Raw genomic sequence first — 20,664 nt, 5'->3', positions numbered from 1 at the left:
AGGTCCTACCGGAACAACGACAGGTCGATCGACTCCGCCATCGCCTCGTACCCCGCATCGCTGCCGTGCAGAAAATCGCCGGCGTGCATCCCTTCGGCGATCTGCGACGGCTTCTCCGGGTCGCGCAGCACCGCGTCGAAATCGAGCACCGCGTCGAACTCGCCGCTCTCGCGGATCCAGTCGTTGATCGCTTGCCGCGCGGCTTCGCCGTCCTCCGAGAAATAGCCGGCGCCCTCGTACGGCGCGATCGTTGCGCCGTAGATCTTCAAGCCTTTCGCGTGCGCGCGGGCGATGAGCTGGCGGTAGCCGGCGATGATCGATTCCGCGCTGACCTCGACGCCCTGCGGGAAGGCTCCGCCGCGGCCGCCCTGGCCCCCGAAGTTGCCGAAGCCGATCCCGAGATCGTTGACGCCCTCGAACACGATCACGTGCGTGAGGCCCGGCACGGAGAGCACGTCGCGATCGAAGCGCGCGAGCGCGCTCTGACCGGCGCCGTCGGCGAGGACGCGATTGCCGCTGATGCCGTGATTCACGACGCCGAAAGGCGCGCCCGGACGCGCCGCGAGCCGCGCGGCGAGGTAATCGGGCCACCGGTGGTTCGCGCCGGGCGTGGAGCCGACGCCGTCCGTGATCGAGTCGCCGAATGCGACGACGACGCCGGCGGCGTCGTCGCTTCTGACCGCGATGCCCGACAGGAACGCCCGCGACTGGATCGTGTCCGCCGGCTCGAACGTGCCCGACGTGTGGTCGCCGGGCGCCGAGACGAACGCCGTTTGCATGCCGGTCGGATGACACGTGCACGGCCCCGTGTCGCTCGGGAAGTAGAGGCTCACCGACAGGATCTCGAGCTCGTCGACCGCGAGATCGACCGGGTCGCTCACGAGCGGCGCCCCGGGCGGAATGACCGCGGACGTCGCGCCGCCGAACCTCACGACGCGCTCGGTGGCGGGCTCGAGCTCGCCGTCGGCGTTCGCGATCGCGATGCGTGCGGCGCCGATCTCGAGCGGAGCGGTGCCGTACTCGTTCGTGAGCCTCAAGCGCACCTGATCGCCGCCGGCGCTCAGGCGCACGATCTGGCGAATCGTGACGTCCGAGAAGCTCGGCGTGGCGGGAAACGGGCCCGCGCCCGCGGCCCTCGGCGGGACCGGCGAGGCGCCCCAAGTGCCGACCCAGGCCCCCTGGGCCAAGGCGACGGCGTTGACGAGCAGCAGAGCGGCGGCGATCGGCAGTCGGAGCGTCATTGTCGTTCTTCCTCCGCGGCGGTGGCCGGTTCGGGACCGATTTTACACAGGGCGTGCGCCGGGGCCGCAACGCTGCCCGAAAAGGTCACTCGGGCACCCAGACGAAGCCTCCGGCGCGGCGCTCGCGTTCGCATCGTCATCCGCGCAGCGCGCGTATCCAGTCGTCGAAGCTCGGGCCTTCGCCGGCCGCGATCCTCACGCGGCTCGGCGCCCGCGCCCGGAGCCGCGCCGCGCCCTCGAACCGCACGTCGCTCGGGTTGTAGCCGAAGTGCCTGCGGAACGCGCGCGTCAGATGCGCGTGGCTCGTGAAGCCGTAGCATGCGGCGATCTCCATGATCGGCCGCCTTTCCGCCGGGTCCGCGAGCAAGGCGTGCACGCGGATCAGGCGCCGCGTTTGAATGTACTTGTGCACGCCGCCGCGCGGTTTCATGAGGTCGTAAAGCCGCGTGCGCGATATCCCGAGCGCGGCGCAGATGCTGCCCGGCGAGAGATCGGGCGAGCAGAGGTTGCGGTCGATCAGATCCGTGACGCGCTGCATCTGCAGCGCGTCGATCTGCTCGCGGGCGCGTTCCCGAGTCTCGGCGGACGGCACGATGCAGGCCGCAACGAGATCGCAGGTCGCTCGAACGATGTACGGCGCCTGCGCCTGCTCGAGCTCCGGGAGCCGGCGTTCGAGCGACGCGACGTAATCGGCGAGCAGGGCGCCCGCGGCCCCTCTCACGACGAGGCCGTGCAGGTCGACGGGAGCCGGCAGCACGGAATGCATGACGTCTCTCGGGACGACCAGCGAGACGACCTCCGCCGGCGTCGCACGCGTCTCGAGCGGGCACCCCATGTCGAGCACCGACACGCTGCCCGGCTCGATTCGGATCCCGTCGCCGTCGACCTCTCCGACGTAGCCGCCCCGGAGATAGAGCTGCACGAGGTAGTGGTCGATCAGATCGGTGCGCACCTGCCGGGGCGTGCGCAGGAAGCGCTGGCCGTCGAACGGGGTTCGGACGACGATCAGCTCCCCGAGATGGTAGGCATGGGCCTCGGCGGCGAAGCCGCCGGCGCGGTCGCCGAGGGGCGCGACGTCGAACACGACCGAGATGCGGTCGCGCCACGCTTCGAACTGCTCGGCGCGGCCGTAGTCGCGGCTTCGAAAGCTCGTCGCCGGAATCGGCTCCAGCGGCGTCGTGTCCCCCATCACGTTTTTTTGCCCCCCGGACCGAGCGTCAAGCGGGCGGGACGCTCGGCTAAAGACGCTCCTCCCGGCGCGTGCCACGATAGCACGGTTCAGCCGGCGTCCGCCGCCCGTTGCGGCGCTCGACGCCGGTGCAGGGCTCGCATTGCTCGCCTGTGGCCCGGTGACGGTGCCCGGTTCGCGCCCTCCAGGCGCGGCCGGACGCCTCATCAGGGCCGCAGGCGGCCCTTCGCGGGCCGGCTCCGCGCCGTTCGGTCGGTATCGGTTAGCATCGCCGGATCACACAGTAAGCTGTTACGCATTCGCGTAGTCGCTCGAGCGGGGGGTGTGATGCCGATGACCGGAACCCGGGTGCTTGCCGTCGCCTTTCTGATCGCCGGCACTGCCGAGTCGCAGGGGTTGACGCCGACGGATCTCGCGTCGCTCGCGCGGCTGTCCGATCCGCAGGTCTCGCCCGACGGCTCCGCGGTCGTGTACGTCCTCCGCGAGACCGACCTCGACGCCAACCGCGGGCGCACCGACCTCTGGCTGCTCGACCTCGACGAGCCGGGCGCGGTGCCCCGCCGGCTCACGACCGACCCCGAGAACGACGACGCGCCGCAATGGAGCGCCGACGGCGCCTTCGTCTATTTCATCTCCGGCCGCTCCGGCTCCGATCAGGTTTGGCGGATCCCGGTCTCCGGAGGCGAAGCGACGCAGGTCACGGACTATCCGGTCGACGTCGCGAACCTGCTCGTCGCACCGGCCGGCAATCGGATCGCGTTCACGGCGGTGGTCTTTCCGGACTGCGAGACGCTCGCCTGCACGCGGGAGCGGCTCGATCGCGAGCAGGACAGCGCACGAAACGGCATGCGGTACGACCGGCTCTTCGTTCGCCATTGGGACGCGTGGAGCGACGGCCGCCGGTCGGCGCTGTTCACGGCCGAGGTCGGCGACGATGGGAAGGTCGAGGGCGAGCCGGTGAAGGTGTCGGACGGGCTCGACGGCGACGTGCCGTCCGTGCCTTTCGGCGGGCGCGAGGAGATCGCGTTCTCCGCCGACGGCGAGACGCTCTTCTTCGCGTTGCGCGAAGCCGGGCAAACCGAGCCACGCTCCACGAACTTCGACCTGTTCCGCGCGGCCGCGGACGGCTCCGGAACGCCTGAGAACCTCACGGCGGACAACGACGCCGTCGACACGCACCCGGTGATCTCGCCGGACGGCCGCCTGCTCGCGTGGACCGCGATGCGCCGTGCCGGATACGAATCCGACCAGCTCGACGTGATGCTGCGCGATCTCGAGACCGGCGAAACGCGCAATCTCACGGCCGGCTGGGACCGCTCCGCCGAGGAGGTCGCTTTCGGCGCCGACGGCGACGCGCTGTACGTCGCGGCCTTCGACGTCGGCACTCGGCCGCTCTTCCGGATCGACATCGAATCCGGAGCCGTGAAGCCGCTGACTCGAGGGCTCGCCGCATCCGCGCCGCGCATCGCGGGTGACCGCGTGATCTACGTGCAGGAGTCGTTCGCCGCCCCCGCGGATCTCTACTCGGTGCCGATCGCGGGCGGCGAGCCCGCGCGGCTCACGGCCGTGAACGCCGACGCGCTGGCCGACGTCGAGCTCGCCGGTTACGAGCAATTCAGCTTCACGGGCGCGGACGGGGATACGGTCTACGGGTACGTGATGCGGCCGGTCGGGTTCGAGGAAGGGGAAAGCTACCCGATCGCGTTCCTGATCCACGGCGGCCCACAGGGCACGTTCAGCGAAGGCTGGAGCTACCGCTGGAACCCGCAAACGTACGCGGCGCTCGGCTACGGCGTCGTGACGGTGGATTTTCACGGCTCGCGCGGCTACGGGCAGGCGTTCGTCGATTCGATCAACCGCGACTGGGGCGGCAAGCCGCTCGTCGACCTCCAGCGCGGGCTCGCGGCCGCGATCGAGCGCTATCCGTGGCTCGACGGTGATGAGGCCTGCGCGCTCGGCGCCTCCTACGGCGGCTACATGATCAACTGGATCGCGGGCAACTGGCCGGATCGCTTTCGCTGCCTCGTCAACCACGACGGCGTATTCGATCTGCGAAGCTTCTATTACGCGACGGAAGAGCTCTGGTTCCCGGAGTGGGACATGGGCGGGGCGTACTACGAGAATCCCGAAGCGTACGAGCGGTGGAACCCGGTGACCCGCGTCGACGCGTGGCAAACGCCGATGCTCGTGATACACGGGCTCGAGGACTTCCGCGTGCCGATCGAGCAGGGGCTCGGGGCGTTCACCGCGCTCCAGCGCCGAAGCATCCCTTCGCGTCTGCTCGTCTTTCCGGACGAGAACCACTGGGTGCTGTCGCCGGGAAATTCCATTCAGTGGCATGAGACGGTGGCGGCCTGGCTCGCCGAATACCTGAAGGGCGGCGCGTCGCACTGACCCGCCCCTTCCCCGTTGCAGACACCGAAAGCGCTCGCGGCGCGGCGCGCCGGGGCGCCCCTTCGAACGTGACGTGCGTCACATCGCGCCGGCGCCGGAGGGAACCGAACGCCGCCCCAACCGTGAGACACGTGCGGAGGTGCTCGATATGTTGTCTGCACGAATCGTCAAAACAGGAACCGTTTTGTTGTGCGCCGGCGCCGTCGCCGCCTGCTCGAGCGGCAGCGACGATGCGACCGGCACGCTGACGTTGTCGCTGATGGACAGGCCGGTCGACGGCGTCACGGAGCTCAACGTCACGATCAGCGAGGTCTGGCTCAAGCCGAAAGGCGAGGGGCCCGCATTCGAGCTCGAGATGACGTCGACGCCGCTCAAGGTGAATCTGCTCGCGCTCGACGACGAGAATGCCTCGGTGCTCGTCGACGAGGCCGTGGTGCCCGCGGGCGCCTACAACTGGGTGGAATTGAAGATCGAGGATGCGGAGATCGCGGACTCCTACGCGATGACGACCGCCGGCGGAATGGTGCCGGTCGACGTCGACGTGCCGAGCGGCAAGATTCGGCTCGTCAGCGGCTTCGACGTCGGCGCCAACCAGGCCGTGCGGTTCCTGTTCGACTGGGACGTGCGCAAAGGTTTGACGGAGGCGGTCGGCCGCGAAGGGCTCTTGCTGCGGCCCGCGTTCCGAATCCTCGATGCCGAGGAGCTCGGATCGATCAACGGCACCGTCGCTGCGTCCACGATCAGCGGAGAGACGAGCTGCCAGGACGTCGTCGATCCGAACGCCGGCGGCAAGGTGGTCTACGTTTTCGCGGGCGACGTGACGCCCGACGATATCGACGGCGCCGATCCGGAGCCCGTCACGACCGCCGATGCGGTCTTCAACCCCGGCACGGGCGATTACGACTACCGCGCCGTCGTGATGCCCGGTGACTACACCGTGGCTTTCACGTGCCAGGGAGCCGACGACACCGACGATGCGAGCGAGGATCTCGTGTTCCTCGCACCCACGGCCGGAGGCGTCGTCACGGTCACCGCGGACACGCCGGTCGAGGACGTCGATTTCTGACGGCCGGGGAGCGTTACTCGAAGCCGCAGACTTCCTGATCCCCCGCGCGAGAGTCGTGTCGCCCGAGGCGGCGCGGCGGTCGATTTGACACCGCCTGCTCGGCGGCGATACTGGCTCTCGTTCGGGGGATTCGGAACTGCGAAGAACAATGAGACGCTCCACGCGCTATCTCCGGCTCGCCGCGGCGGGCCTGCTGTCCGCTCATCTCACCCCCGCCCTGTCGTTCACCGCCGAGGAGGCGGCGGCCGGGCGCACCGCCTTCGCGGAGCACTGCGCGATGTGCCACGGAGAGGATCTGCGCACGCTGCCGAACGCGCGGCTCGCAGGGCCCGAATTCGTGAGCCGATGGCGGAACCGCAGCACGAACGAGCTGCTCGCGCAGCTGCGCTCGACGATGCCGCCGGAGGGACCGGGCGCGTTGCCGGAAGAGACCTACGTGAACGTGGTCGCGTACCTCCTCGAGCGCAACGGCGCCACGGCCGGCAACGCGCCGCTGACGACGGCGACCGCCGTGATCGGCACGCTCCTGCCGGCGGCGGGGCCCTCCGGCCCCGGGGAGCCGGAGGCCGAGCCGATCGGCGTGACCGTCGCCGGAGCCGTCGAAGGCTTCGAGCCGATCACCGACGAGATGCTCCGCGAGCCGCCGCCCGGAGACTGGCTGATGCTCCGGCACGACTACGACGCGTCGAGCTTCAGCCCGCTCGACGAGATCACGCCGGAGAACGTGCATCGGCTCCAGCTCGCGTGGATCTGGCCGATGCGGGACGGCGGCACGAATCAGCCTTCACCGCTCGCTCATGACGGCACGATCTACCTCAACAACACCGGCGGCGTCGTGCAGGCGCTCGACGGCCGCGACGGCAGCCTGATCTGGGAGCATCGCCTCGAAGACAACGTCGCGATGCGCGGCATGGCCCTCTACGACGACAAGCTGTTCCTGCAGAGTGCCGGCCGCATCGTCGCGCTCAATGCGCGCACGGGCGAGACCGAGTGGAACGTGCAGATGCCCGACGGCCGAAGCAGCAGCAGCGGCCCGCTCGTCGCGAACGGTCTCGTCATCGAGGGCATGGGCGGCTGCTCGAGGTACGAGGAGCAGAAGTGCTTCATCAGCGCGTACGACGCGGACACGGGCGAGCAGGTGTGGCGCTTCCTGACGGTCGCGCTGAGCGGCACGCCGGGCGGCGACAGCTGGGGCGACCTGCCCGACCTCTACCGTGCCGGCGGCGAGACCTGGATCACCGGCAGCTACGATCCCGAGCTCAATCTCACGTACTGGGGCACGGCGCAAGCGAAGCCGTGGATGCCGGCGAGCCGCGGCATGGAGACGCTCGATGTCGCGCTCTACACGAGCTCGACGGTGGCGCTCGATGCGTCCACCGGAAAGCTCGCGTGGTACTACACGCACGCGCCCGGCGAAGCGCTCGATCTCGACGTCGTCTTCGAGCGTGTGCTCGTCGATGCCGGCGACGACAAGTGGGTCTTCACGATCGGCAAGGACGGCGTCCTTTGGAAGCTCGACCGCCGCAACGGCGCGTACATCGACCACGTCGAGACGATCTTTCAGAACGTGTGGGCGAGCTTCGATCGTGAAACCGGCCGTCCGCGCTACCGGCAAGACATCATCGACCACAAGATCGGCGAATGGATCGACGGCTGCCCGAGCACGGAAGGCGGCAAGAACTGGCCGGCGATGAGCTTTCATCGCCCGTCGCGACAGCTGATCATCCCGCTCTCGCAGAGCTGCATCTCGATCAGAGCGCAAGCGATCGAGCAGCGCCCCGGAGGCGGCAGCGCGGGCGGAGCGGACCGGCGCTTCTACGAGATGCCGGGCACGGACGGCAAGATCGGCCGCCTCGCGGCGTTCGACGTGGATACGCTCGAGGAAAGCTGGGCGATCGAGCAGCGCGCGCCGTTCCTGACCGGCGTGCTGTCCACCGCCGGAGGCGTCGCGTTCGTCGGCGATCTCGACCGCGTCTTCAAGGCCGTCGACGTTCGCGACGGCCGGGTTCTGTGGCAAACGCGGCTCGCGACATCGGTGCAAGGCTTCCCGATCAGCTTCGAGGTCGACGGCAAGCAATACGTCGCGGTGACGACCGGGCTCGGCGGCGGCAGCCCGCGGCTCGTCCCGGCGCTGCTCGCGCCGGAGATTCAGCCGCCGAACCGCGGCCACGCGCTCTACGTGTTCGCGCTGCCGGACGAGCCGTAGGCGCCGGAGCGCCGGCCCGACCGGCGAGGATTTCGGCGCTGGCGCGACCTGCCGAGATAGGAAGCGATCGAAGCGAGGCCGTCGAGCACGATCTTCACGGCCATCAGCGCCACGACCTCGAGCTTTCCGAGCGCGCCCAGCCGAGCGAACGCCTCGTGCCGGCCGAGATGCCGGCCGATCGAGCGGTGGCTGCGCAAGCGCGCCGCGATCCGCGGAAACCGTCCCGCCGCGAGCAGCGCCGCGACCGCGAGAAACAGCAAGCCCGGAATCACCGGAAGGACGAGCCCGGCGAGGCCGATCACCACGCACGCGGCCACGAGCACGAGCGCGAGCGCGTTGGTCAACAGGCCGCCGGTCGTGTCGCCCTTGCTCATGCCTCGGCGCGGCTCAGTAGTATCGATAGCCATAACGGCCGTATGCCCGATCCGAACGCGGCTTGATGGGCGCCAGGAGGAAATAGAAGATCCATGCGAACCACGAGAGGAACACGATTGCGAGGATCCACGCGATCTTCTCCGCGCCGGTCGTCCTGTCCGAGCACGCGATGATCACTATCGGGAGGACCCAGATCAGGAACCAGCCGAGCGGGCGGGCGAGACCCAGCACGAACCCGACGATCGGAATGAGCAGCATCACCCCGAGCGCCAAGACGGCCAGAGCGAGCAGTGCGGTCAGGAATTTCATGGCGCCTCCGCAGCGTTGGATTGCTCTTTTCGGTGGGCTGTTGCCAATTGCGTGCCAGCCCGCGTTTTACCGTGTTTTCAACGGCTTGCGTGACGAATACGTGCTGCGGCCCGACCTTCGATCGCGCGGAACCGCCAATGTTTGGCGCAATCCGCGATGTCGTCGCCGGCGGTTCCCTTCGCCTGCGCCGTGGTCTAGTATCTCGCGAGCCGAGGGGTGGTCGGCAGCGACCTGAGAGGCTGAGCACAGCCAACCCTTTGAACCTGATCCGGTTAGCACCGGCGTAGGAACGGGCCCCTCCCGCCTTCTTCCGCGAGACCGGATCCCCTTCGAGCGCCGAGGAGCACGAGAGCGAATGGGCTTCGATCTGGTCACGTCCGACCGCTGGCAGGACCGCAGCGAGTGGTTCTTTCAGCGGGATCTCGCAAGCACTTACGAGCAGTGGTACGAAGGCCCGTACAAGCATGCGGAGGTTTGGCAGAAACGCGTGCTCGGGCGGCTGATCTCCGCCGATCCGCGGGTGAAGTCGCTGCTCGAGTACGGCTGCGGCACGTCCCGCTTCACGCGCTGGTGGCACGAGATCGGGATCGAGGCCACGGGTGCCGACATCTCGCCGTTCATGATCGCCGAAGCGCTCGAGCGCTTCGACGGCGATCTCGCGCTCGCCCATTCGCAGTTCATGCCGTACCGCGACAAGACCTTCGACGCGGTCGCGTTCGTCACGACGTTCGAGTACTACGTGGATCCGGTCGAGGTCGTGCGCGAGGCGGCACGTGTCGGGCGATACGGCATTCTGTTCGGCATGATCCACAAGATCACGCCGAAGACGATACGCAGGCGCGTTCAGCAGGCCTTCGGCAAGAACCCGTTCTACGAGACCGCGAGGTTCTACTCGCTGTGGTCGTTGAAGCGGATCATTGCGGAAGCGCTGCGAGACGAGCCTTACACGATCACGTGGTCGTGCACGGGGCTGCCGAAGTGGTGGCCCGTGCAGGAATGGCACGTGCCGGTCGGCGACTTCCTCGGGCTCTACGTCCGGCGCGGGGTGACATGAAACCTTCGTTCCCGGACGCGGGAAAGGTCCCGGCGGAATTCCTCGAGGCCTTCGTCTACCCGCGCTGCGGCGCGCGCCGTCCCGAGGTGCGCGTGGGACCGGCCGCCGGCGTCGACACGGCGGTCGTGGACTTGCCGAACGGCTACTCGATCGCTTTCACCGCCGATCCGGTCTCGCTCGTCCCGTCGCTCGGCGCGAAGGAGTCGGCGTGGCTCACGGTGCATCTTCTCGCGTCGGACATCACGACGACCGGCTGCCCGCCGATGTACGCGCTGTTCGATCTGAACCTCCCGCCTGATCTGTCCGAGGCCGCGTTCGAGGAGTACTGGTCGCACGTGCACGAGTTCTGCGCCGAGCTCGGCTGCGCGATCGTCGGCGGCCACACGGGCCGCTTCGAAGGGCAGCACTCGACGGTCGCCGGCGGCGGCGTGATGGCGACGGTAGCGCCGAGCGGGGACATCCTGACGAGCCGGGGCGGACGCCCGGGCGACACCGTCCTCGTCACGCGCGAGTGCGGCATCTCGGCCGTCGCGATCCTCGCGCGCGCGTTCCCGGAGACCGTCGCGGAACGCTGCGGCGACGAGGCGCTGGCCTACGGCCGCTCGCTCTTCTACCAGAGCAGCACCGCGGCCGCCGCGCTCGCCGCCGTGCGCGTCGGCCGCGGCCCCGCGGGCGTCACGGCCCTGCACGACGCGACCGAAGGCGGCGTGCGCGCGGCGCTGGTCGAGCTCGCCGCCGCGTCCGGCTGCGGCATCGACGTCCACAAGGAGCGGATACCGACGACGGAGGCCGCGCGGTCCATCGCCGGTGTGTTCGGTCTCGATCCGTTCGAGATCGTGAGCTCCGGCGCGCTGGTCATCGCGGCCGCGCCTGATCGGGCGGACGACGTCGTGAGCGCGCTCGCGGACGCCGGCGTTCCGGCGGCTGCGGTCGGCACGCTGACCGAAGCGGCTCGAGGCCTGCGCCTGATCGAGGACGGCCGGGCAGAGCCCCTGACGCATCCCGGCAGCGACCCATACTGGCGCGCGTTCTACCGCGCGATCGCGGAGGGTCGGCGATGACGGGCACCGGGCGCGCGCTTCAAGGCGGGCTCTACCTCGTCGTCGATCCGAAGCCGGGCGCCGACATCGTGCTGCCGAAGGTCGCCGCCGCGCTTCGCGGCGGCGTCGGGCTGTTGCAGGTGTGGAACCATTGGGGTGAAGGGCAGGATCCCGTGGACTTCGTCGCGCGCACGCTCGCGCTCGGCCGGGCGCACGGCGTTCCGGTGCTCGTGCACGAGCGGCCCGATCTGCTCGATGCGGCCGGCGCGGACGGCATTCACTACGACGCTCCCGCGCTCGGGCCCGAGGAAGTGCGACGCGCGGCCGGGCGCGCGGTGCTTTACGGCGTCACTTGCGGCAACGACCTCGAGCGCGTCCGCTGGGCCGCGAACGAAGGCGCGGATTACGTCTCCTTCTGCGCGATGTTTCCGTCGCCGTCGGCCGGCGAGTGCGAGATCGTGAGCCTCGAAACCGTGGCCGCGGCGCGCGCGCTCGGCGACATCACGATCTTCGCGTCGGGCGGCGTCACGCCCGAGAACGCGTCCCGCGTGCTCGAAGCCGGTGCCGACGGCGTCGCCGTGATCAGCGGAATCCTCGGCGCCGAGGATCCGGAGTCGGCCGCGCGCCGTTACGCGGCAGCCCTACGGGCGCACCACCGTGCAGGGAGGCGAATCGCGCCATGACGAAGAATCTGTATCGCAAGCTCGCATGCCCTTACGACAAGGCCGCGCCGCTCACGCTTTCGGTGTTTCGCATCGCGGGCGACGAGATCGTGCAGGGCCTGCTCGAATGCCCGACGTGCGAGCGCTACTACCCGATCATCGGGAAAGTGCCCGTTCTGCTGCCGGACGACTACCGCGATCCCGCGCTCGAGATGCCGTTTCTGCTTCGATGGCGCGAGCTGATCGGCGAGCGGCTGAATCACGGGCAGGGCTTCAAGCTGCCGCCGCGCGGCGATTCGGCCGATGCGGCCGATGCGACCGATGCGGCCGCCGCATCGTCGCCGCTCGAGTCATAGCCGAGGCTTCGTCTTTCGCCGCGTTCGCCGCCTTCGTTGCAGCCGCGGCCTCGCGCCGCGAGGCTACAATCCGCCGCATGGAGCCGATCAGCGTGCGCCCTGCTGCGTCCAGCGCGTGGCGCTATGCCCGCGCGGCCGTCGACGCCTGGCGAGGGGAAACGATCCGCATGGACGGGCGGCTCGCGCTTCGCGTGCCCGGTCCGCGCGCGATTCGCCTCGCGGTCGTCGGCGGAAACCTGCGCATTCATCGGCTTCTGGACGCGGTCGTCGCCGAAGGCGCGACGGTCGTCGACGTCGGCGCGAACGTCGGCTACAACACGCTCTACGCCGCGTGCCTGGCCGGGCCCCGCGGACGGGTGATCGCGGTCGAGCCGGCGCCGGACAACGTGGCCGTGCTCGAGCGCAACGTCGCGGCCGCAGCCCTCTCGAACGTCGTCGTCGCGGCGGTCGCCGCGGGCCGCGCCCACGGCGCCGCCGATCTCTATCTCCGCGGCGACACGAGCGCGGTCAACAGCCTCTTCCCCGAGAGCTGCTACGCGAAAGTCACGGACGTGCTCCGAGTGCCGGTCGCACCGCTCGACGATCTCGTCGACGGCCGAGCGGACGTCGTGAAGATCGACGTCGAGGGCGCGGAGCTCGACGTGCTCGACGGCATGGCGCGCCTCGCGCGCAACCCGCGTCTCGCGCTGATCGTCGAATGGCACCCGGTGCTCCAGTCGATGGCGGGCCATGCGGCGGATGCGCTCCCGCGGCGGCTGCTCGAGCGCGGCTGGCAGCTGCACGCCGCGTCGCATCTCTCCGTGCGCCCTCTAGCTTCCGCGGATCTGCCCCGCTTGACCGATCGGCTGACGCGAGCCTCGCGGCCGGTGGAGCTGCTCGCGCGCCGCGCCGCCCGCAGGGTTGAATTCTCGCCGTGAACTCCTATGAGTCATTGACTGTCAATGCACCTGACGAAAATTACTCATAAGGAGAACGTCATGGCAAGCAACCTCGAGCAGATGCAAGACAAGTACGGACGCGGATTGATCTTCACCGTGCTCTTGCTGGTCCATGCCGCGCTTTCGCAAGTCGCCTTCGCCGAAGAGGGGCAGGAAGCGGCCAAACCGTTCCATTGGTCGGCCGAGCTCGTCTCGTTCGATCAAGGCACCAAAATGGCCACGCTGAAGGCGCGCATCGACAGTCACGCCGACGTCGCCATCCTGGACGAGCTGTCGGACGGCGATCCCGTCACGGTGCGCTGGACGGGGATCTCGTGGGGGGCCGGCATCAGCGGCGTCACGCGCGAGCGGCCGAACGAGCCTTCGGACGCGCTCCTGATGCCCGCGGAGTTCGTCCGAACCGAGATGGACGACACCTACCTCGTGTTCCGCGTGCCCGTGCCGGACGCGTCGGTCGCAAAGATCGAAGCGCTGGAGGCCGGCAATTGGGTGACGGCGATGTCGCCGCGCGATGCCACGGAGCTCGCCGACGCGGTCACCGAGATGCACGCGTACAACGACGTGAGCTGACGGCGCCGGGAACCCCCTTAGCGCCTCCACACGCCGATCGCCGCGCGGTCGGGGCGCTCGTACCTCGGCCGCGCGGATCGGCTTTCCCGCCCTCGCCGGAGCCTGCGGCGCCGGATTGCGGACGAGCGGGAAAAGACGCACGCGCGTCGTGCTCGCCCGGCCGCCGCCATCTGGCCGGCCGGCAACCTCCTGTGCGAAGATTTCCGGCGTCTCGGCCGGGTCCGCTCGCCGACTCGGCAGCCCACCGGTCGATCGTCGTATCTCACAGGGGGTAATGATCAGTGCATCTTCTTGTCAACGAATGCGCGGCTGATCGCTCGAGCACGTGGGCGCGTGCTCGGCACGCGCGCTTGCTTTCCGCGGCGGCAGCTGCCGTCGCGCTCGGCGCGTCGGCGACCGCGCTCGCACATCACGGTATCGGCCGCTTCGACCGCTCGAAGCCGGTCGAGTTTACGGGCGTGATCACGGGCATCGACTTCGTCAATCCGCACTCGTATCTGCATTTCGATGCCCCGACGGACGACGGCGGGACGATCTCGATGCGTTGCGAGATGCGCGCGGCAACCCTCCTCCGGCGCTCGGGCTGGTCGAAGGAAATGTTCGTCGTCGGCGCGCCCGTCACGGTCTACGGCTTCGCGCATCGCGACGATCCGTCCTCGTGCTATCTCGAGGATGTGAAGATCGGAGACGCTCCCGAGATCAACCGCAACGACCAGTTCGAGATCAGCTCGACGCTCGACCTCTCCGATCGGGCGCCGCGGCTGCCGTCCGGGGAGCCGAACATCTCCGGCGACTGGGCGCAGGAGCAATACGTGATCGCGGTGCCGCCGAACGGCCGGGGCGCTCTCGTGCCGAAGAGCATGATCGCGGCCGTCGAGTCGGGCGAGATCGCGATGGAGGACGTGCCGGGAGCCGGATGGGGCCCGCGGCCCGTCACGCTCACCGAGCGCGGCCAGGCCGAGGCCGATGCGTTCCGGATGTGGTCCCCGGAGGACAACCCGCGGCTGCGCTGCGAGCCGACGAGCATCATCTTCGACTGGGTTTTCGACGGGCCGGTCAATCGGATCACGCAGGAAGAGGACCGCATCGTCATCGAATACGGGCTCTACAGCTTCGAGCGCGTCATCCACATGGACATGGACGAGCATCCGGAGAACATCGAGCCGAGCTACGCGGGGCACTCGATCGGGCGGTGGGAAGGCGACGTGCTGGTCGTCGACACGGTCGGCTTCGAGCCCGGCGTCATCGCTCCGCCGGTCCGCCACAGCGATCAGCTGCACGTGGTCGAGCGGTTCCGGCTGGACCCGGAAAAGTGGGAGCTTCACCGCGAGTACGTGGCCGAGGACCCGGTGTATTGGGTCGGAGAGTACGCGGGCTCGGACGTCGTCCGGCTCTCCGAGGTGCCGTACGTCGCGCATCCGTGCACGGAGCTCGCGCCGGAGTTCATCGACGAGCAGCAGCAGTAGCGTTGGGGGAAAATGGGTGTCAGACACCTTTTTCGAAGAAAAGGTGTCTGACACCTTTTTCCATGCTTATCGATAGCGCCCGTGCCGCTCCAGGACCTCGATCTTGTAACCGTCCGGGTCCTGCACGAAGAAGAAGCGCGCGAGCAGCGCTCCGCCGTGGCGCATCTCCTTGACGTCCGTCGGAGCGAAGCCGAGCTCCGCGAAGCGCCGGTGCTCGCCGTGAACGTCGTCGACGCAGACGGCCACGTGGCCGTAGCCGTCCCCGTGCGTGTACGGCGCGTCGCGGCCCTTGTTCAGGGTCAGCTCGATCTCGAAGTCGTTCTCGTCGTTGCGCAGATAGACGAGCGTGAAGTCGTCGAAGTCGAAACGGTCGGCGACTCGAAGCCCGAACGCCTTCTCGTAGAAATCCGTGGATTTTTCCAGGTCCGACACCCGGACCATCGTGTGTATCACCTTGGCCATCGTGTCTTTTTCTCCGGCCGGCTGGCCCGATCGCGGCCGAGTGCCGCCGCCGGGTTTTCCGGCTAACATGCCGGCTGTAGCGGAACCTCAGGCCCGGGAACGATTTTGCCCAATCGGAGAAATCGATGCCAACGAACGACAAGTGCTGCACGATCGTCCCGTATTTCAAGGTGCATACGGGCCGGATGGAGGCCTTCAAGCAGCTTTGCGAGCGCTTCGTCGAGGCGACGAGCAAGGAGTCGAAGTGCCTCTACTACGGATTCACCTTCAACGGCGATCAGGTCCATTGCCGCGAGGGCTACGCGGACGCCGAAGGCGTATTGGATCACGTGAAGAACGTCGGCCCGCTGCTCGAGGAGGCGTTGAAGATCGCCGACCTCACCCGTTTCGAGCTCCACGGTCCGGAGGAGGAGCTCGCCAAGCTGCGCGCGCCGCTCGCTGACCTCGACGCGGAATACTTCACGCTGGAATACGGTTTTCGTCGATAAGCGCCGATGAGCCGGAAGGAGACCTGATCGAGCAAAGCTTGCAGCCGGCCGGCTTTGCATGCAAAGTGCACGGATGGCCGTACGCATCACGATTCAGGACGTCCCGGTCGAGGTCCGCGACGAGCTCGCGGCCCGCGCGGCTCGTCAAGGGAAGTCCATGCAGGAGTTCATTCGCGCGGAGCTCGTGAGGCTGGCGTCGGGGCCGTCGATCGACACGTGGCTGAACGAGGTCGCGTTCTCCGAGCTCTATCCTTCCCCGCCCGCTTGGAACGGGCGAGCGAACAGCCACATCTGGATCGAGCTGAAGTCGAAATCGATGCCTTCGGGCACTTCGAAATCGTAGCCCTTCGTAAAGCCGATCCAGCGGCCGAAGAAAATCACGCAGACCCAGATCAGGATGGAGAGCGCGCCTGCGGCCCGCGCGGCCGCGGGCGGCGCCGCGTCGCGGTCCCAGCGGGGCACCGTCTTGAACGTGAAGAGGTGGAAGACGGCCATGTTCACGCCCGCGCCGAGCAGCGCGAGCATCTTCAGTCGAAACGCCGTGTTGTCGAAGTAGGTGCTCGCGTTCGCCGTGAACATCGTGGCGCCGGTGACGACCGCGAGCGCGAATCCGGCCCAAGTGAAGCGCAGAAGCTCGCGCGAGATCAGCGTTACCGGCCGCTTCGTATCGAGCAGCCCGATGAGCCTCGCATCGACGATCAGGATCGAGCCGAAGACGAGCGCCCCGGCCATCACGTGAATCGCCTCGACGACCGGCATCGCCTTCAGCGACGTGCGCATCCATTCGCCGACGCCGGAGGCCTCGACGCTCTGCACGATGCCCATCAAATCCATTCGCGTTCACTCATGTCGCAACCCTGCCCCGAACGCGGCCGTGCTTCCGTCAGCCGCCCACGGGCGACAGCGTGCCCCACACGGACGCATCGTACGCGATGGCCCGCCCGAGGAAGATGATCGCGAGCCAGAGCGCGAGCGTCGCGACGGCCGCACACTTCGTCGCCGGGGAGGCCTCGTCGACGCCGGCCGCGCCCGCCGCGGGCCGCGCTTCACCGGCGCGCACGCCGGGCTCCGCGATCACGAATCGCCCGAACCACGCGGCGCTCGCGACGCCGACGGCCAAGAGCCCCATCTTCATCCAGAACGAGAGCGCGGAAAATTCGCGGACGGGCTCGCCGACGACGAGCAGGGCGCCGGTCACGGTCATGACCGCGAGCCCGCGCCACATCCAGGGCCCGAAGCGCCGCCAGACGTCGACGAGCGGCTGGTCCGCGCGCATCGCGCCGAGCACGCGCAGCGCGACCATCAGGATCGACACGAAGACCACGCCGATCATCACGATGTGAATCGACTGCAGCAGCGGGATCGCCCAACCCGCCGACTGGATCGCGACGGAGACGGGAGTGGCCTGAAGCCACTCGGCGAGCTCGATCATGCCGTGACTCTTGTGACTCGTTCGGCGCCCACGTTCCGCCGCGCGAAGAGCGTCGCGCTCCGCGCGCGAGCGGCCGCGAGGCTCGGCTTACTCCGTCGGCTTCGGCAACGCGCCCTCGCCGATCGCGATGTGCCCCTCGACCGAATCGCAGTGCATCCCGGGCTTCGGAGGGGTACGTTCGGGGCACTTGAACATCGGCGTGCCTCGCCGGCTGCCTGCATGCTCGCCGCTCCTGAGCGGATGCAGCGCGACGCTGAAGACCGTGCCCGGCGGGAACGTGTTGACCGACACGCCCTCCCGCGCCGATTGCGCGGAGCCGGCCATCTCGACCGCCCAGATGATCGGCTCTCCGGCCTCGTCCCGGATCACGTTGGTGCGCTCGTCGTTCATCGGCGCGAAGAAGATCTGCAGATGGTTCGCGTCCGGATTCACGCGCGTGACCACGCCGGTGAACACCTTCGTGACCGAGGCGTCGTAGATCGCGAACGAGTGATGCGCATGAGCGGGCATGCTGACGGTAAAGGCAGCCGCGGCGGCGGCCGTGAACGCTGCGGCGGCGAACGCGCCGACTCTACGCTCTGCTTTCATTTCCGAAGACTCCGTTACCCCTTCTCCGGGGAAGCTCTCGCTGCGATTCTACCGAAGCTGCAAGCGTCCCGCCTCGTCGCCGGTGCCGCGCTCGAATGATAGTGCCGGAAATAACCGGAATACCAATGCCCGGGATCGGCAAGCACGTCAATCCCGGCCGCCGGCGGGCCACGGGGCGCCCTGCGGCTCGCCCGGGACCGGCGCGAGCCCCCGAAACACGAACTTCTGCAGCCGCTTACCTTCGTAAGTCTCGGTGGTGTAGATGTTCCCCTGCGAGTCGGTCGCGATGCTGTGCACGCCGAAGAACTGCCCCGGCTGTCTGCCGCCGTCGCCGAAGCTCGTCAGAATCTCCATCGACTCGCGCTCGATGATGTAGATGCGCTCGTTCAGGCCGTCCGCGAGATAGATGTACGTCTGCTCGGGATCCTTCGAGAACGCGATGTCCCAGACGGAGCCGGCCCCGCGCGTCTCGGGCGCGACCCTGAGCTCGCTCACGAACGTCCCGTCCGGGTGGAACACCTGGATGCGGTCGTTCACGCGGTCGCAAACATAGATCAGGCGGTCCACCGACGGCTGCGCGCAGTGCACCGGGTTGCGGAACTGCCGGGCCGGCGGCGCGCTCGGGTCGTACGGGCCCAAGTCCGTGTCGTCCGGGCGGTTGCCGTAAGCGCCCCAGTAGCGGAGAAGCTCGCCCGTATTCGCATCCAGCACGGCGACGCGGCGGTTGCCGTAGCCGTCGGCGACGTAGGCCTCGTTCTCCACGGGGTCGATCGAGATTTTCGCGACGCGGCCGAAGTTCTCGGTGTCGTTGCTCCCGCCGCTCGCGCCCGGTTCGCCGATCTGCAGCAGGAAACGGCCGTCCCGCGAGAACTTCAGGATGTGCGCGTCGTTCTCGCCGTTGCCGCCGATCCAGACGTTGTCCATGTGGTCGACCGTGATGCCGTGATTCGACTGCGGCCAGTCGTAGCCCTCGCCGGGTCCGCCCCAGTAGCCGACGAGATCGCCCTCCGGGTCGAACTCGAGCACGGGCGGCGCGGCCGTGCAGCAACCGTCCGCGGGCGCGTTCGTCCCCGCGCTCGCTTCCGTCTGCATGTTCAGCGACTGCGGCCGGTGGATGATCCACACGTGATCGCGCGAGTCGACGGAGACGCCGACGGCCGAGCCCAGGATCCAGTGGTTCGGCAGCGGCTTCGGCCAGAAGGGGTCGACCTCGAAGCGCGGCGCCATCCGCTCGCCGCCTTCGCCGGCCGCGCCGCCCTCGCCGCCGGCCGGTTGTGCTGCCGGAGGACCGCCGCAGCCGGCCAGCACGATCGCGGTTCCGAAGAGACCCAGGAATGCGGTTCGACGATTCATGGCTTCCCCCGTTCGGCGGAGCTCGCGGCCGTTCCCTGTCCGCGCCCTGCTCTTCGATTCCGGCGGGCGAGCATCCTGAGGCGCCCGGCGTCGGTCGTTGGTCGTCGTTCGCGGACGCGGCGTTCTCGCCCGCGGGGCTGTCGTGGCTCCTATGAAAATTGTACGCTCCGAGAGGATATCGAGGTAAGCCGAAGGCGGGAGACGCGGGGGAGTGAAGCGCTTCGTCGCCGTGGCGTGGCTCGGCGCCGTCGCAATCACGGCGCTGCCGACGGCGCTCGGGCACGAGATCCCGGCGGACGTCGCGGTGCGGATCATCGTGAAGCCGGAAGGCGACCGGCTTCGACTCCTCGTGCGGGCGCCGCTCGAATCGATGCAGGACGTCGAGTTCCCGACGTTCGGGCCCGGGTATCTGGACGTGGCTCGCGCCGACCGATCGCTGCGACACGCCGCGCTCGTATGGCTCGCGAACGATATCGAGATGTACGAGGACGGGCGGCGGCTGCCGCATCTCGAGCTCGTGGCCGTGCAGGCGTCGATCCCGAGCGACCGCTCGTTCGCCGCGTTCGACACGGCGCTCGCGCACACGCTCGGACCGCCGCTGCCGCAGGGCACGCAGCTCGTGTGGTCGCAGGCGCTGATCGATGCGCTCTTCGAGGCGCCGATAGAGTCCGACCGCTCGCGGTTCGCGATCCGCCCGCGGCTCGAGCGCCTGGGTCTGCGCGTCGTGAGCACGGTCCGCTTCGTGACCCCGGACGGCAACGAGCGCGTGTTCCGGCTCGACGGCGATCCGGGCAAGGTGGGGCTCGACCCGCGGTGGCACCAGGCGCTGCTGAGATTCGCTGCACAGGGGTTCCGCCACATTCTCGACGGCATCGATCATCTCCTGTTCCTGCTGTGTCTGGTCGTGCCGTTTCGCCGCGATTGGCGCGCGCTCGTGTGGATCGTCACGGCGTTCACGGCGGGGCACTCCGCGACGCTGATCGCCGCGGGCCTCGGCGCGGCGCCGCAAGCGCTCTGGTTTCCGCCGCTGATCGAGACGCTGATCGCTGCGTCGATCGTCTACATGGCGCTCGAGAACGTCGTCTTCGTTTGGCGGACCGCCGGCGCTTCGGGCGGCGGCGTGCCGGCGAGCGCCGTCGACCGGTTGCTCCGCGCACGCTGGGCCGTCGCCGCCGCCTTCGGCCTCGTCCACGGCTTCGGATTCTCGTTCGCGTTGCGGGAGACGATGCAATTCGCCGGCGATCATGCGTTGACGTCGCTGCTGTCGTTCAACGTCGGGGTCGAGCTCGGCCAGCTCGCCGTGCTGCTCGCCCTCGTCCCGCTGCTGAATCTGACGTTTCGCTGCGCCGTGCCCGACACCGTCGGCGCGATCATCCTGTCCGCGATCGTCGGCCACACGGCGTGGCACTGGATGGCCGAGCGCTTCGCGGCGCTCCGCGCGTTCTGGTGACCTTTCTTGTTGGGAGGGTGAGGTC

General features: G+C 68.7%; 21 protein-coding genes and 1 riboswitch. Of the genes, 12 read left to right on the top strand and 9 right to left on the bottom strand.

All coding sequences use genetic code 11. From position 1 onward, the window contains the following. Nucleotides 1-5: 5 nt before the first annotated feature. Entirely contained in the window at nucleotides 6-1,241 is a 1,236-nt protein-coding gene (locus tag VF329_00430; protein HEX7079466.1) for an SGNH/GDSL hydrolase family protein, read from the bottom strand. 136 nt (nucleotides 1,242-1,377) lie between these two features. Continuing rightward, nucleotides 1,378-2,430 (bottom strand): helix-turn-helix domain-containing protein, encoded by a 1,053-nt coding sequence (locus VF329_00425; GenBank protein ID HEX7079465.1) that lies wholly within the window; start codon nucleotides 2,428-2,430, stop codon nucleotides 1,378-1,380. A gap of 327 nt (nucleotides 2,431-2,757) precedes the next feature. Between VF329_00425 and VF329_00420 the strand changes: the two genes are divergently transcribed. The 3 genes from VF329_00420 (at nucleotide 2,758) to VF329_00410 (ending at nucleotide 8,096) form a co-directional block, all read left to right on the top strand. Continuing rightward, the gene (locus tag VF329_00420) at nucleotides 2,758-4,824 is read left to right on the top strand and encodes a S9 family peptidase (protein HEX7079464.1); all 2,067 of its coding nucleotides are present in this window, start codon (nucleotides 2,758-2,760) and stop codon (nucleotides 4,822-4,824) included. A gap of 148 nt (nucleotides 4,825-4,972) precedes the next feature. Beyond that, nucleotides 4,973-5,890 (top strand): DUF4382 domain-containing protein, encoded by a 918-nt coding sequence (locus VF329_00415; protein ID HEX7079463.1) that lies wholly within the window; start codon nucleotides 4,973-4,975, stop codon nucleotides 5,888-5,890. Nucleotides 5,891-6,038: 148 nt separating this feature from the next. Further along, nucleotides 6,039-8,096, top strand: coding sequence for a PQQ-binding-like beta-propeller repeat protein (locus VF329_00410; protein HEX7079462.1), 2,058 nt, complete (start codon nucleotides 6,039-6,041; stop codon nucleotides 8,094-8,096). Here VF329_00410 and VF329_00405 read toward each other — a convergent pair. Both VF329_00405 and VF329_00400 read right to left on the bottom strand, forming a co-directional pair. Beyond that, entirely contained in the window at nucleotides 8,066-8,470 is a 405-nt protein-coding gene (locus VF329_00405; protein ID HEX7079461.1) for a DUF454 family protein, read from the bottom strand. The two genes, VF329_00410 and VF329_00405, sit on opposite strands and share 31 nt — an antisense overlap. Before the next feature lie 13 nt (nucleotides 8,471-8,483). Further along, entirely contained in the window at nucleotides 8,484-8,780 is a 297-nt protein-coding gene (locus VF329_00400) for a hypothetical protein (protein HEX7079460.1), read from the bottom strand. 202 nt (nucleotides 8,781-8,982) lie between these two features. After that, a riboswitch (TPP riboswitch) is annotated at nucleotides 8,983-9,087 on the top strand. 48 nt (nucleotides 9,088-9,135) lie between these two features. Here VF329_00400 and VF329_00395 point away from each other — a divergent pair. From VF329_00395 to VF329_00365, 7 genes are all read left to right on the top strand, one after another. Next, complete coding sequence (locus VF329_00395) at nucleotides 9,136-9,834, top strand: class I SAM-dependent methyltransferase (GenBank protein HEX7079459.1); 699 nt, start codon at nucleotides 9,136-9,138, stop codon at nucleotides 9,832-9,834. After that, nucleotides 9,831-10,895, top strand: a complete 1,065-nt coding sequence (locus tag VF329_00390; GenBank protein HEX7079458.1) for an AIR synthase-related protein — start codon at nucleotides 9,831-9,833, stop codon at nucleotides 10,893-10,895. Before VF329_00395 ends, VF329_00390 begins: the two co-directional genes overlap by 4 nt. Beyond that, nucleotides 10,892-11,557: a thiamine phosphate synthase gene (locus VF329_00385; GenBank protein HEX7079457.1), complete on the top strand. Its 666-nt coding sequence runs from the start codon at nucleotides 10,892-10,894 to the stop codon at nucleotides 11,555-11,557. Before VF329_00390 ends, VF329_00385 begins: the two co-directional genes overlap by 4 nt. Continuing rightward, entirely contained in the window at nucleotides 11,554-11,892 is a 339-nt protein-coding gene (locus tag VF329_00380; protein HEX7079456.1) for a Trm112 family protein, read from the top strand. Before VF329_00385 ends, VF329_00380 begins: the two co-directional genes overlap by 4 nt. 77 nt (nucleotides 11,893-11,969) lie before the next feature. Continuing rightward, complete coding sequence (locus VF329_00375) at nucleotides 11,970-12,809, top strand: FkbM family methyltransferase (protein HEX7079455.1); 840 nt, start codon at nucleotides 11,970-11,972, stop codon at nucleotides 12,807-12,809. 60 nt (nucleotides 12,810-12,869) lie between these two features. Further along, nucleotides 12,870-13,400, top strand: coding sequence for a hypothetical protein (locus tag VF329_00370; protein ID HEX7079454.1), 531 nt, complete (start codon nucleotides 12,870-12,872; stop codon nucleotides 13,398-13,400). Nucleotides 13,401-13,681: 281 nt separating this feature from the next. Beyond that, nucleotides 13,682-14,866: a DUF6152 family protein gene (locus VF329_00365; GenBank protein HEX7079453.1), complete on the top strand. Its 1,185-nt coding sequence runs from the start codon at nucleotides 13,682-13,684 to the stop codon at nucleotides 14,864-14,866. Between the two features lie 66 nt (nucleotides 14,867-14,932). Here VF329_00365 and VF329_00360 read toward each other — a convergent pair whose 3' ends face one another. Continuing rightward, complete coding sequence (locus VF329_00360) at nucleotides 14,933-15,328, bottom strand: VOC family protein (GenBank protein HEX7079452.1); 396 nt, start codon at nucleotides 15,326-15,328, stop codon at nucleotides 14,933-14,935. 125 nt (nucleotides 15,329-15,453) lie between these two features. On the opposite strand from VF329_00360, the gene VF329_00355 reads away from it, so the two are divergent. Then, the gene (locus VF329_00355) at nucleotides 15,454-15,816 is read left to right on the top strand and encodes a hypothetical protein (protein ID HEX7079451.1); all 363 of its coding nucleotides are present in this window, start codon (nucleotides 15,454-15,456) and stop codon (nucleotides 15,814-15,816) included. A 246-nt stretch (nucleotides 15,817-16,062) separates the two neighbouring features. On the opposite strand, the gene VF329_00350 is transcribed toward VF329_00355, so the two are convergent. From VF329_00350 to VF329_00335, 4 genes are all read right to left on the bottom strand, one after another. Next, nucleotides 16,063-16,650: a DUF6644 family protein gene (locus VF329_00350; protein HEX7079450.1), complete on the bottom strand. Its 588-nt coding sequence runs from the start codon at nucleotides 16,648-16,650 to the stop codon at nucleotides 16,063-16,065. 49 nt (nucleotides 16,651-16,699) lie between these two features. After that, nucleotides 16,700-17,248, bottom strand: coding sequence for a hypothetical protein (locus VF329_00345; GenBank protein HEX7079449.1), 549 nt, complete (start codon nucleotides 17,246-17,248; stop codon nucleotides 16,700-16,702). 87 nt (nucleotides 17,249-17,335) lie between these two features. After that, on the bottom strand, nucleotides 17,336-17,836 hold the full coding sequence (locus tag VF329_00340) for a DUF6152 family protein (GenBank protein ID HEX7079448.1): 501 nt from the start codon (nucleotides 17,834-17,836) through the stop codon (nucleotides 17,336-17,338). A gap of 147 nt (nucleotides 17,837-17,983) precedes the next feature. Further along, nucleotides 17,984-19,189 carry a hypothetical protein gene (locus VF329_00335; GenBank protein HEX7079447.1) on the bottom strand — a complete coding sequence of 402 codons (1,206 nt, stop codon included), beginning with the start codon at nucleotides 19,187-19,189 and terminating at the stop codon, nucleotides 17,984-17,986. Between the two features lie 211 nt (nucleotides 19,190-19,400). On the opposite strand from VF329_00335, the gene VF329_00330 reads away from it, so the two are divergent. Next, entirely contained in the window at nucleotides 19,401-20,639 is a 1,239-nt protein-coding gene (locus VF329_00330) for a HupE/UreJ family protein (GenBank protein ID HEX7079446.1), read from the top strand. Nucleotides 20,640-20,664: the final 25 nt, after the last annotated feature.

The sequence above is a fragment of the Gammaproteobacteria bacterium genome (assembly GCA_036381015.1).
Lineage (GTDB): Bacteria > Pseudomonadota > Gammaproteobacteria > Steroidobacterales > Rariloculaceae > ZC4RG20.
Note: the sequence above shows the minus strand (reverse complement) of the source record. Positions and strands in the feature narration are given on the sequence as shown.